The following is a 12,669-nucleotide window of genomic DNA, read 5'->3' as shown; positions in this document are numbered from 1 at the left end:
TCGCCCGCGACCTGCACGCCCATGAGGAGACTGCCGCGCTGCTCGGCTCGGCGCTGGCCGCCATGGGCGACGACCCGTCGTCGACCGCTCATGACCGCTACGACGTCCTCATGGCGCGGGCCGATGCGTACCGGTGGTCGGGCCGATGGGTCGAGCTGACCGCCGACATCCGTTCGGCGATCGACGCGGCGCGAACCGTCGGCGATGCCGAGTTGGTACTGAGGGCTGCGACGTCGGGCGCGCAGGGTGCGCTCTGGCAGACCACCTACCACGGCGAAGTCGACGAAACGCTGGTCGCCGCGCTCCGGGAGGGGCTGGCGGCTCTGCCGACCGAACCGTCGGCGCTGCGCTGCCGTGCGACAGTCGCCCTTGCCGGCGAGCTGTACTACGCCGAGCCGCTCGCGGTCCGGCGCGCCCTCGTCGACGAGGCGCTGGCCATGGCCGACAAACTCGGCGACCCCGCGCTGAGGGTCGAGGTCATGCAGATCTCCGCGGTTGCGGTGTGGACGTCTGCCACCGCGCACGAACGCGTCCACCTCGCCGAGGAGTCGGCGCGTATCGCCGCCGAGATCGGTCGCGATCGGGACACCGTCCTGTCCCTGACGCTGGCGGCGGTCGCCCACGCCGAGGCGGGACGGCCCGACCGAATGCGCGAACTCGCCGAGGAGGCGATGTCGGAGGCGCAGCGACTGCGATTGGTCTACGCCGAGCTCGTCCTGAGCGGCCTGATCATGCCTTGGCTGGCGATGGGCGGGCGCACGCAGGAGTGCGAGCAGATGCTCGAGCGGGTGCAGCGCCTGCACCAGCAGGCCTCGATCCCGCAATCCGAGCAGGCGATGATGGGGGCGGTGTTCGTGTACGCGGTGTGGAACGGGTCGGCCCCCGACGTCGTGGAACCGCTTATGGCAATGGCGCGCAACGATCCGCTGCCCATGGCGCCGATCGTGGGCGCTCTGCTGTGCCGCGTCGACCGGGTCGACGATGCCCGCGAATACGTGCGAACCCACCCCGTCGACCTCGATCACGACGACTGGTTCTCGATGCTGGCCTGGTGCAATGCCGCGGAGCTGTCGATGTACCTTCAGGACCCCGTCCTGGCAGCCGACGTGCTCGCGCTGATCGCCCCGTTCGCCGGTCACAGCTGCTCCGGGGGCTCCGGCAACGCCGCCGGTCCGGTGGACACCTACATTGCCTTCGCGCACGTCGCGCTGGGCGACACGGCGGCGGCCTCGGTCCATGCCGATCGGGCGATGGCGCTGTGCGAGCAATGGGAGATCCCGCTGGCCGCGCAACGGTTGCGCGACCAGCGGGATCAATTCGGCTTCTAACGCCTCATCTCCGGTCAGCCCACCAACACCGGGACGCGGTCGTCCCCGTCGTCGGAAGCCGCCTTCTCCTCGTCGACGTCGGCGTCAATCGTGGTCGACGGCACCGGGAGCACCGCTGAACCCTCGACGTCGAACTCGGGCAGGAGCCGGTCCAGCCACGCGGGCAGCCACCAGTTCCACCGCCCCAGCAGGGTCATGGTGGCGGGCACCAGGACCATCCGAACGACGGTGGCATCCACGAGGATCGCCGTAGCCATGCCGACGCCGAGCATCTTGACCACCACGTCACCCTCGCTGGCGAAGCCGAGGAACACTGCGACCATGATTGCCGCCGCGCACGTGATGACCTTGCCCGTGTCGCCGAGTCCGCGCACGACGCTGCCGTGGGCGTCGCCGGTGCGCAACCAGTCCTCGCGGATCCGGCTGAGCAGGAACACCTCGTAGTCCATCGACAGGCCGAACAGGATCGCGAAGATCAGGATCGGCACCCAGCTCGACACCGGCGTCGCGTGGTCGAGGCCGATCAACCCGGCTCCCCAGCCCCACTGGAACACCGCGGTGATCACGCCGTAGGCGGCACCGATCGACAGCAGGTTCATTGCCGCGGCCTTGAGTGGGATCAATATCGATCGGAAGATCACCATCAGCAGCAGCACGGACACGGTGACGACGAAGCCGATCACCAGCCACAGCCGCACGGCCAGCTCATCACTGATGTCCGACAGCAAGGCCGACCATCCGGTCACGATGACGCCGTCGGGTGCGACGTCGCGCAGGTGCGCAATGAACCCACCGGTGCGTTCGTCGGCCGGGGTGAACCTCGGCTCGACGGTGAACATCGAGATCGCACCGTCGGACGAGTGGACGACCGGGCTGACCCGCGCGACGTCGTCGTCACCGGCCACGCGGGTGGCAAACGAGGTGACGGCGCCGTCGGTGATTGCGGCGCGTTGCGCGACGATCGTCACGGGGCCGTTCGCGCCGGGACCGAACTCAGCGGCGATCAGGTCGAAGGCCCGGCGGTTGGTGGCCTCCGACGTCTGCGTGCTGTCGTCCTGTGGCCACGTGCGCATGTCCACCAGGGGTGCGGCAAGCGCGAGCAGCACAGTTGTCCCAGCCAGGACCCACACCAGGGGGCGGCGGGAAACCCGCTGGGCCCACCGCATCGTCAACGCCCGGCCGGCCGGGGCGGCACCGCGGCGTTCTCGACGCGGCTGCAGTCGGGTACCGGCGAACCGGGAGAGGACCGGAACGAGCGTCAGCGCCGACACCATCGCGGCGACGACGGCGATGCCGGTGGCCATGCCGAACGACTTGTAGGTGGCCAGCCCTGCCAGGCCCAGCCCCAGCAGGGACACCAGGACGGTGAGTGACGCGAAGACGACCGACCGTCCCGCGGTTGCCAGGGTCATACCCGTCGCATCGGGGATGGCATGCCCGGCCCGAAGGTTCTCGGTGAACCGCGACACCATGAGCAGGGAGTAGTCGATGCCGACGCCGAGCCCGACCATCGAGGCGACGATCGGTGCGGAGGTGCTCACGTCGGTGACCGCCGCGAGCAGGGTGACCCCGGCCGAACCGGCGGCCAAACCACCGAGTGCGACGACGATCGGCAGGCCGGCGGCCACAACCGACCCAAAGGCCAGCATGAGGATCAACAGGGCGGCCCCGACGCCGATCAATTCGCCATGGCCCTTGATTGGCGCGGCTGCGGTGGCCGGTTGGTCACCGCCGAACTCGACCTGGATGCCTGCATCGCGCGCGGGCTGGACCGCCTTGTCCAGTGGTTTGATGTTGCCCATCAGATCGGGGTGGGTGACCGCAGCGTCGTAGGCCAGGTGCAGGACCGCGGTCTTCCCGTCGTCGGATAGCCGTGGCGGATCGACGTGGGCGGCGTGCGGCACGACGGCCAGCCGGGCGGCGAGTGCGGTCAGCGTGGCCACCGGAATGCGCTGGTCGTCGTGCAGCACGACATTGGCCGTCGCGTTGCCCGAATTCGGGAGGTGCTCGCGCAACAGGTTCAGGCCGTGTTGGGATTCGGTGCCGGGCACGTCCCAGTCGTCCTGGGTCGTGCCACCGACCGTGCCGGCGAGGACGAACAGCGCGACGACGGCGACAAGCCAGCCGGCGAGCGTGCGCCACGGATGCAGGGCCGCAGTGCGGCCGAATCGGAAGAGCAGGGAGGACATCGCAATGCCTTTCTCCAGGCGGATTGATTCGGGTGGATCTATCCGGGGTTGGTTTTCTGTGCCCACCCACCGTCGCCGGGACCGCTTGTCTTTCACTTGAAGCCGACTTGGAGTGCGCCGCACCGTGAGGGCCGATAATGGGCGGGTGCCTGCCAAGCCATCGCACCCACCGTCAGACAACAGCGGGTTTTCCGCCGCGGGTCGCCACCGCCGACCGAAAACGGACGCCGCACTGCTTGTGGCGTTTCTGATCGGCCTGACCCTCGTGGTGGTCTTCGGAAGGCTCGCGTCGGACGACGACATCCTGGTTTACGAATTCACCGGCGATCCGGGGGCGCGCGCCGCCGAGCTCGACCGGGCGGTCCGCTTCGACTTCGGGTTCATCGCCGGGTTCACCCTCGCGCTCGGCTCAGCCGCGCTCTTCCTGCGCTCACGCGCGTTCTCCGGACCCATGCGCACGACCATGACGGTGCTGCTCGGCATGCTGGGCGTCGCCGCGCTCTCCGACGTCGGCGAGGACGTCGCCCTGCTGCACCACAGCGGCGCATGGTCGGCACCGTTCGCCACTCTCAAGTTCGTCATGATCGTGCCCGTCGTCCTGATCGTCGTCGGGGCATTGCTGGGGCACGCCGGACGGGCGTTCTTCTCCTGGCGCTTCCGGCGGCGCAGCACCGCTCACACGACCGACGGGGCGCACGTGCTCGCGGGCAGTCGCGATGACGAGTCGCCCGAACAGTACCGCTGGCGGCGCGCCTACTGGGTGCCGACGGTGGCCGACCCGATGACGACCGACACCACCGCGATCTGTCTGTCCGGCGGCGGGATCCGTGCGGGCAGTGTGGCACTCGGCGCGCTGCAGGCACTCTCGGGCAGCATCGACGCGAAAGCCGACTCCGCGTCGCGCAACGTCGTGGCCGAGACCGACTACATCGTCTCGGTCTCCGGTGGCGGATTCCTCGCCGGAGCGTTTCTGCAGGCCGCGCACAGCCCACCGAAGTCGTCGATCTGGCCGACGGGCATGAGTGAGACCTTGGGAGCCGCCAACCCCGCCGACATTCCCGACAAACCACTGCCCGTCGACCGGTCGTTCAAACGCGGTTCGGTCGAATACGACCGGGTCCGGCGACACGCCAGCTACATCGCCGACTCGCCGCGCGAGCTGTCGGTGGCACTGGCCGTCGTCGCGAAGAACATGCTGCTGTCGCTGGCCGTCGTCTTCACTCCGGCCGTCGTGCTGGGCGTGCTGCTCGGCGTGCTGTACGCCCGACTGCCGATCTCGGCGGTGGAACTCGACTCTGCCTGGTCGACGACGACGTCGAACACACAACCGTCGCTCATCGTCATCGGTGCGGCAGCGGCGTTGGCGGTGCTGTCGCTGGCCGGCGCGAATCTGGCCGAAGCGGTGTCGACCAAGCGCTGGGCGATGGATCTCAACACCGCACTGACCCGCGTCGGGCAGGTCGCCGCGGCCGGTGCGGCTCTGGTCGCGGTGGCGACGTTCGTGATCCCCTGGGCCATGCGCGCCGTGTGGTCGGGGGGCGGGCCGGGCAGTGCCGCCGGGGTGGCCGCGCCGGTCTCGTCGGTCCTGCTGCTGAACTACCTGGCCGTGCTGGCTGCGATCCTGTGGCGCAACCGCGGATCGCTCGCCGGGATCGTCGGGCGCCTGCGCGGCAAGCCCGCGGCCCAGAAACAGGCGGTTCCGCAGGGTGCGCTGCAGCTGCTCCTCGTGCTGGTGACGCTGATCGTCCTGGTGGTCTCGTGGCTGCTCACCGTCGCGGTCGTGGCTGCCTGGGCGGTGCGCGGGGCATCGCCAGACTCCCCCGACCTCGCGCAGGTGGTCGCGCTCGGCGCGGGCGCAGCGGTCCTGCTCGGCGTCCTGTCCCTGTTCGACGTCACGTCGATGAGCCTGCACCCGTTCTACCGGCGGCGGTTGGCCGGCGCCTTCGCGATGCGTCGGGTCCGCCTGCCCGACGGCCAGCTACGGGCCGTGCCCTATCCGCCGTCGGAATCGACGGAACTGGCGCTGTTCGACGAACCCCGGCGGACCCGCCTAGTCTGGCCGGTCCCCGCTGACGAGACAGCTGCTGCAGCCGCGCCGAAGAAGTCCACCGCCGTCACCACACCGGTATTCGTCTTCGCGGCCGCGGCGACCATGTCCGGTGAGGACAAACCGGCAAGCGGACAGAATGCCGCGTCGTACGTGTTCACCGCCGACTACGTGGGCAGCCCGGATCTGGGCTGGCTGGAAACCGATTCCCTCTCGCAAGTCGTGCCGACGCGCATCCTCCGCGACTTGACCGTGCAGGCCGCGGTGTCCATCAGCGGAGCGGCTTTCGCCTCCACCATGGGCCGGATGGCCCGCGGCTACCAGACCCTCCTCGCGGTGTCCGGAGCACGGTTGGGCAGTTGGCTACCCAACCCGCGGTTCCTCTACCAATCCCGCTTCGAGCAAGACAATCCGGCGTGGCCGCACGGGCTGCCGAACTTCCGCGGCATCAGCTACCTCGCCCGCGAAGTGTTCGGCCTGCACTCTGGTCGCGGCCGACTCGTCCAAGTCACCGACGGCGGGCACTACGAGAACCTGGGACTGGTGGAGGCGTTGCGGCGACGCTGCACGACGATCATCGCTGTCGACGCCAGTGGCGACGCCCCGCCGAGCCTGACGACGTTCGCCGACGCGATGCGGCTTGCCGAGTCCGAGCTCGGAATCCACTTCACCGTGGACGAAGAGGCGTCGCCGACGCGCATGGTGCCGGGCACCGCGGATCCGGTGACCACCGCCGGTGTCACCGATGACCTGCAGCGGAGGTTGGCGGCCTCGCCGATCGTCCGGGTGGGGTTCACCTATCCTCAGAGTGCCGGTGGCGGCAGCGGGACGTTGATTCTCGCAAAGGCCGTGCTGACTGCCGACCTGCCGCCGTGGTTACTCACCTACGCCGACAACCATCCGGTCTTCCCGCATGATGCGACGTCGGACCAGTGGTTCAACGAGGGCCAGTTCGCCGCCTACACCGAGCTCGGTCGTCATATCGGGGCACGTGCGGTCGAAGCGCTCCCTTGAGACACAAGTCACCGGCAACCGGCTTTTATTTCGTGTACCTAAGTAATATTCTTGAGGGGTGACCCCCCACGACGATCTGGCCCGCGAGTTGCGGCCCGCGTTGACGCGTCTCTACCTGGCCCTGCGGCGACGTGCCCCGGTGGCTCAGATGAGCGCGGCACAGGCCTCGGCGCTTTCGACGCTGATGTTCCACGGCCCGATCCGGATGGGTGAGTTGGCACAGCGCGAGGGCATCCGCATGCCGACCGCGACTGCGCTTGTCGACGGCATGATCCGGCTTGGACTCGTTCACCGCCGACCCGACCCCGACGACCGCCGCGCCGTCCTCGTCGACGTCACCGACGATGGCCGCGCCGCCGTGGAGGATGCCCGCCGGCACCGCGACGACGCCCTCACCGCCGCACTCGAGCGACTGTCCGACGAGCACTTGGAGCTCTTGGCCGCCGCCACCCCCGCGCTGCACGAACTGCAGCAACAACTCGAGAGCATCGCCCCGGCACCCGCTGTGCTCGGTGCCGCCGAATGACGAAGAAGGACCCTGTGACCACAACGATCGACGACGACACGACACCAGTCCCCGACGACGCCAACCAGTCTCTCGCGGAGATCTTCCGCAGCCAACCGCGAACCGTCTGGGTGACCGCGTTTGCCGCCGTCATCGCGTTCATGGGCATCGGCCTGGTCGATCCCATCCTCAACACGATCGCTGAGGCACTACACGCCGGCGAGTCGAAGCTCACCCTGCTGTTCGGCGTGTACCTGGGCGTCCAGGTGGTCGCCATGCTGATCACCGGTTGGGCGGCCTACCGCTTCGGCCCCAAGCGCACACTGACCGTCGGCCTCGTCCTGATCGTCGTCGCCGCGGGGCTCAGCGCATTCGGCTCCAACATCGACCAACTAATCGCCCTGCGAGTCCTCTGGGGACTGGGCAACGCGCTGTTCATGGCGACGGCGCTCGCGTTCATCGTCGGCGAGGCCAAGGGCGGCCAGCGCGGCGCCATCCTGCTGTACGAAGCGGCGCTGGGGGTCGGGCTGGCGGTCGGCCCGCTGCTCGGCGCCCTGCTGGGCAGCATCAGCTGGCGGGCACCGTTCGCCGGCACCGCCCTGCTGATGCTCATCGGCGCGATCGGTTGTGCATGGATGCTTCCGGGCGACGCCCACCAAGAACGGCCGAAGGTCCGGTTCACCGACCCCCTCAAAGCACTGCGCAACCGGACGCTGTTCATCACCGGCATCGGTTCGGCCTTTTACACCGGCGCGCTGTTCACCATCATCGCCTGGGCACCGCTGGCCCTCTCGGCCGCCAACCGCGCCCACGGCCATGGTGCGGTCGGCCCGATCGGCGCCGGAATGGTCTTCTTCGGGTGGGGCCTGCTGGCCGCTGCAGCGGGCGTCTTCCTTGCCCCCCGGCTCGCCGACCGCTTCGGCCAGAAGGAAGGCGTGCTGGCCGCGATCGCCGTCTACGCCGTAGTGATGGCGCTGGCCGCTTACGGCTCGATGGCGCATTCGGTGCTGATCATCGGCCTGGCAGTGATGCTGTCGGGCATCCCGTCCGGCGTCCTCAACACCCTCTTCACGAGCGTCGCCATGTCCAGCGGCGACACCAGCACCCCGCGGTCGGTGGCCAGCGCCGGATACAGCTTCCTGCGGTGGCTCGGCGGTGCCGCGTCGGCGATCGCCGTCGCGCACATCGCATCGGGATTCGGCGCCGCCGCACCGTTCTGGTTCGCTTCGGTCTACTGCGTCATCGCCGTGGCGGCCGTCGCACTGGTGCGCAACTCCACCACCGACCACGAGCCGATCGCCCCCGACGCCGCACTCATCGGCGCCGAGGAGATGTAGGCGCTACTCGACTTCGGCCGAGCAGCTGAGCGGTCCACCCGAACTCGTGCCCTCGGCGACAACGGTGCCGGCGACGACGATCTGGCAGGTCACCGATCCGCTGACCACCATCGCGTCCAGCGATGCGGTGCCATTGTCGGTGAACGCACTCACCGACCAGGGTGAGCGCACCGTCGCTGCCGTCATGATGCCGTTGCTCGTCCGGTAGCGCACGACGATGAGGCTGCCGTCTCCGACGAGCCGGTAGACGACCTGGCCGGGCGCCGACGGCGCCGTCGTCTGCGTCTGCTCGGTCGGCGACGTCGTCTCCGAGGTTGTCTCGGAGGTTTCCGACGAGGTGGTATCCGACGTCGCGGTCGTCTGCGACGTGCCCGGCCCCGGCCCCTCGTCGTCGTGGCCGCCGGTCACCGAGATCAGGAATGCCACCAGCAGGATCGCGACCAGCGCGGCGACGATCGACCCGATCAGGATCTTGGTGCGCTTGCCGTTGTCGGAACCGCCGCCTCCACCGTAGGACTGGCCGTACTGCTCGGTCCCGTACTGCGCCGTCCCGTACTGCGTTCCCGGGTACTGGTTCCCTGGGTACGGCTGAGTTCCCTGGTACTGCTGGGTGCCGGGGTACTGCTGTGTAGCCGGGATGTCCGCGGGATCGTAGGCACTGGTCGGATGCTCCGGGTCGAACCGGCGCGTCGAGGACCGGAACGGGTCCTGGGGATCTTGCGGTTGTGTCATGCCAGCCATTGTGTCACCTGCACGGCGCAACGCGCCGCCACCAGCCCCAGCCGATCACTCGCCGGCGATGGCATCCAAGGGTTTGGTCCGGGCCGCGCGGATCGCCGGCCAGACGGCCGCGATCACGCCGACCACCGCCGCACCGATCAGAGTGACGACGATCAACGACCACGGCAAGACCGGGTTGCCGATCCCCCACTCGCGCAACGTGCGGACAACCGCGACGGCCAATCCGCAGCCCAGGACAATCCCCAGCAACGCACCGAAGACGGCGATCAACACCGACTCCAGATAGATCATCCGGCGTACTTGGGCGCGCGACATGCCGATGGCGCGCTCCATCCCGATCTCCTGGCGCCGCTCGACCACCGATAGCGCAAGTGTGTTCACAATCCCAAGCACCGCAACCACAAGTGCTAGCGCCAGTAGGGCGTACAGCACACCAAGCATCTGGTCGATCATCGATGAGAGCGAGCTCTTGAACTCCTCGGCGGTCTGCACCTGGACCGTCAGGTACTTCGAGGTGGCCTCGTTGAGACGCTGCTGCACCGCGGCCTTGTCGGCATCGGTGGAGGTCAGAACGTACACGCCCGTGAGTATCTGCGCCGCGGGCGGCATGAGCTTGTCGTAGGCGGTGTTGCCGATCACCCACGCGCCCAGGACCGGGTTGAGTTCATAGACCCCGACGACCGGCACCTCCACGGTCTCACCGTCGGGTCGCTTGAATTCGACCGTCGATCCGAGACTCCACCCGGGCTTCCGCGACGTCGGCTCGTCGACGATCATCCCGTTGGGGGTCAGCGAGCGTCCCTCGAGGAGGTTGTAGTTCACGACGCTGCTGATCTGGCCGCCGACGGCCGCGCCCCCGAGCACCTGCTTTCCATCGACCGTGCTGACCACCAGGCCCGACGCAACGGCCTGCGCCACCCCCGGCGTTTTCTTGGCGGTATCCAGGACGGCCGGCGGGATGAACCCGTTGTTGACGCCGGTGAGGAAGAAGTCGACCCGGACGTCCCGGTCGAGAGACTCGTCGATCGTCGCCTTGAATGACGAGCCGAGCGTGCCGATGATCGCGACGAGCATCAGCCCGATGGTCAAGGCGAAGGCGGTCGCGGCCGTGCGACGCGGATTGCGTGCGGCGTTGGTCCGCGCCAACTGGCCGATCTTCCCGAAGGGCTTGGCAACAACCCCCAGGACTGTGATGACCGGCAGCGACAAGGCCGGTGCCACCAGGACGACCGCCGCGATCAACAGCACTGCACCCGCTCCGACGGCGATCGCGGGACCTGCTCCCTGACGCATTGCGGCGGCGACGGTGACCGCGATCCCGACCAGTCCGACGATCGCCCCGGACACCGTGCGTGCCCGCAGCGACCGCGGCTCAGCCATCGTTGCGCGCATTGCCTCCACCGGCGCGACCCGGGCGGCGCGACGGGCGGGCAACCAGGCGCTGAGCATCGTCACGACGATCCCGACGGCGAGGGTGGCGATCACCGCCGTCGGTGTGATTTGCAGCGACCCGTTCGGCAGGCCCGTCGTGGCGATCGCGAGGGCGCGCAGGCCGATGGCTAGCCCGATGCCGACGGCGAGGCCGATGACGGCGCCCACCACACCGACGAGGAACGCCTCGGTCAATACCGAACGCGACACCTGTCGACGACTGGCCCCGACCGCGCGCAACAACGCCAGTTCCCGATTGCGCTGGGCCACGATCATGGCGAACGTGTTGTAGATGATGAAGGTGCCGACGATGATGCCGATTGCGGCGAACGCCAGCAGGATGTAGGTGAAGACCTGCAAGAACGTGTTGATGGAGTCCTTGTTCTCCTGGCGCACCTCGTCGCCGGTCTGGATCTTCAGTTGCGTCGGACCGATCAGGTTGCGGACGCGCTCCTGCAGCTGCAGGTCGGTGACCCCCGGCTGCGTCGAGAGCGACACGATGCCGGCGTGCTTGGGGTCGGAGAACAGCTTGCGGGCCCACTGCGCGCTGAACGCGACGTTGACGAATCCGCCGACCTCGAACGGCTGGTCGAGCAGCCCGACGACCGTGACCTCCTGCGGTTCGGAAGTGCCCTGGCCCGCGACAACCTTCGTCTTCGACCCGACGTGCAGCCCGGCTTTGTCAGCGGCGGACTTGTTCACCGCCACCTCGCCCTCGCGCTCGGGCCCACGGCCCCCGGGAAGGATGACGTTCTCGCCCTTGGCGACCGCCTTGTCCGGCGGGAGGAAGGTCGAGCCGATGCTCGGCGCATTGCCGGTCTGCAGCGCCTTGCCCTCGGCGGTGGCCAGCGCGACCGCCCCGGTGTAGTTGGAGGCGAGTCGGTCATAGCCGAGTTTGTCCCGATTCGCCCGCAGCTGCTTCACGACCGAGACCGGCACCCCGGCGCCTCCTTGGGTGCCCGACATGGCGAGCTCCCTTGGGTTCTTCGGTGAGATCTGGACGGCCACGCCCTGCGCCGTCTTGTCGAAGATGCTGCTGAAAGCATTCGAGATGGTGGCGGTGAAGACCATCGAGCCAGCCACGAAAGATGTCCCGAGGACCACGGAGAAGACGGTGAGGAACAACCTCACCTTGTGGGCGGCGAGATTGCGCACCGACACCCGCCGCATGACCGAACCCACGGCTACACGACCTGCCCGGCGGTCGGGACGGCACGGTTGTCGAGGTGGCGCATCACCTCGAACACCGAGTCGGCGTCAGGGTTGCGCAGTTCGTGGATGATCTGACCATCGGCGAGGAAGACAACGCGGTCGGCGTAGGACGCGGCCCGCGGGTCGTGCGTGACGATGACGACGGTCTGCCCGAACTCGTCGGTCGAGGCGCGCAGGATCGACATGACCTCGCCCGACGACCGGGAGTCGAGGTTGCCGGTCGGCTCGTCACCAAAGACGATGGCGGGTCGGCCGACGAGGGCCCGCGCGCACGCGACACGTTGCTGCTGTCCACCCGACAACTCGCTGGGGCGGTGGTCGAGGCGCTCGGACAATCCGAGCCGTGAGACGACCGCGTCCATCCACTGCTGGTCGACGTCGCGACCGGCGATGTCGCAGGGCAGGGTGATGTTCTCGCGCGCAGTGAGGGTCGGGACGAGGTTGAAGGACTGGAAAACGAACCCAATGCGGTCGCGGCGAAGCACGGTCATGGCCTTATCGCTCAGCCCGGTCAGTTCGGTGTCGCCGATGACCACTCGCCCCGCCGACGGAGTGTCCAACCCGGCCAGGCAATGCATGAGCGTCGACTTGCCCGATCCGGAGGGACCCATGATCGCGGTGAACTCCCCGACGGGGAACGCAATGTCGACCCCGCGCAGGGCGTGAACGGCGGTGTCACCCGCGCCGTACACCTTGGTCACCGCGGCCGCGCCGGCCGCGATCGCGCCGGGTTCCCCAGCGGCCCGAGGCGCGGGTGGCGTGTACTGGGCCGCTGATTCGGCTTGCGGGTACGGCGACGGTGGTGGCTCGGGTGCTCCGTACTGGACAGTCGGTTCCGGTTGCGCGTACTGGACCACCGGTTCCG

8 protein-coding genes are annotated in these 12,669 nt (G+C 68.6%); 4 read left to right on the top strand and 4 right to left on the bottom strand.

The features are described from left to right. A partial coding sequence (locus tag B4L26_RS08700) for a hypothetical protein (RefSeq protein ID WP_290718043.1) occupies nt 1–1,328 on the top strand: 1,328 nt, incomplete at its 5' end. Between the two features lie 14 nt (nt 1,329–1,342). Here B4L26_RS08700 and B4L26_RS08695 read toward each other — a convergent pair. Continuing rightward, nucleotides 1,343–3,517, bottom strand: coding sequence for an MMPL family transporter (locus tag B4L26_RS08695; protein ID WP_290718041.1), 2,175 nt, complete (start codon nt 3,515–3,517; stop codon nt 1,343–1,345). A 238-nt stretch (nt 3,518–3,755) separates the two neighbouring features. On the opposite strand from B4L26_RS08695, the gene B4L26_RS08690 reads away from it, so the two are divergent. From B4L26_RS08690 to B4L26_RS08680, 3 genes are read left to right on the top strand one after another with little or no spacing between them, the layout of a single operon-like run. Beyond that, nucleotides 3,756–6,578: a hypothetical protein gene (locus B4L26_RS08690; RefSeq protein ID WP_290718039.1), complete on the top strand. Its 2,823-nt coding sequence runs from the start codon at nt 3,756–3,758 to the stop codon at nt 6,576–6,578. Nucleotides 6,579–6,636: 58 nt separating this feature from the next. Next, nucleotides 6,637–7,104, top strand: coding sequence for a MarR family winged helix-turn-helix transcriptional regulator (locus tag B4L26_RS08685; RefSeq protein WP_290718037.1), 468 nt, complete (start codon nt 6,637–6,639; stop codon nt 7,102–7,104). Then, nucleotides 7,101–8,420 carry an MFS transporter gene (locus tag B4L26_RS08680; RefSeq protein WP_409563362.1) on the top strand — a complete coding sequence of 440 codons (1,320 nt, stop codon included), beginning with the start codon at nt 7,101–7,103 and terminating at the stop codon, nt 8,418–8,420. The genes B4L26_RS08685 and B4L26_RS08680 overlap by 4 nt, the downstream gene beginning before the upstream one ends. A gap of 3 nt (nt 8,421–8,423) precedes the next feature. On the opposite strand, the gene B4L26_RS08675 is transcribed toward B4L26_RS08680, so the two are convergent. From B4L26_RS08675 to B4L26_RS08665, 3 genes are read right to left on the bottom strand one after another with little or no spacing between them, the layout of a single operon-like run. Beyond that, nucleotides 8,424–9,152, bottom strand: coding sequence for an MmpS family transport accessory protein (locus B4L26_RS08675; protein ID WP_290718035.1), 729 nt, complete (start codon nt 9,150–9,152; stop codon nt 8,424–8,426). A gap of 54 nt (nt 9,153–9,206) precedes the next feature. After that, complete coding sequence (locus tag B4L26_RS08670; protein ID WP_290718033.1) at nt 9,207–11,762, bottom strand: ABC transporter permease; 2,556 nt, start codon at nt 11,760–11,762, stop codon at nt 9,207–9,209. 14 nt (nt 11,763–11,776) lie between these two features. Then, nucleotides 11,777–12,526 carry an ABC transporter ATP-binding protein gene (locus B4L26_RS08665; protein WP_290718045.1) on the bottom strand — a complete coding sequence of 250 codons (750 nt, stop codon included), beginning with the start codon at nt 12,524–12,526 and terminating at the stop codon, nt 11,777–11,779. Nucleotides 12,527–12,669: the final 143 nt, after the last annotated feature.

The sequence above is a fragment of the Gordonia sp. UBA7599 genome, assembly GCA_002477755.1.
GTDB lineage: Bacteria > Actinomycetota > Actinomycetes > Mycobacteriales > Mycobacteriaceae > Gordonia.
Note: the sequence above shows the minus strand (reverse complement) of the source record. Positions and strands in the feature narration are given on the sequence as shown.

Excerpts from the sequence above, each read along its gene's own strand:
- B4L26_RS08695 (WP_290718041.1), bottom strand. The coding sequence starts at position 3,517 with ATGTCCTCCCTGCTCTTCCGATTCGGCCGCACTGCGGCCCTGCATCCG.
- B4L26_RS08680 (WP_409563362.1), top strand. The coding sequence starts at position 7,101 with ATGACGAAGAAGGACCCTGTGACCACAACGATCGACGACGACACGACA.
- B4L26_RS08675 (WP_290718035.1), bottom strand. The coding sequence starts at position 9,152 with ATGACACAACCGCAAGATCCCCAGGACCCGTTCCGGTCCTCGACGCGC.
- B4L26_RS08670 (WP_290718033.1), bottom strand. The coding sequence starts at position 11,762 with ATGCGGCGGGTGTCGGTGCGCAATCTCGCCGCCCACAAGGTGAGGTTG.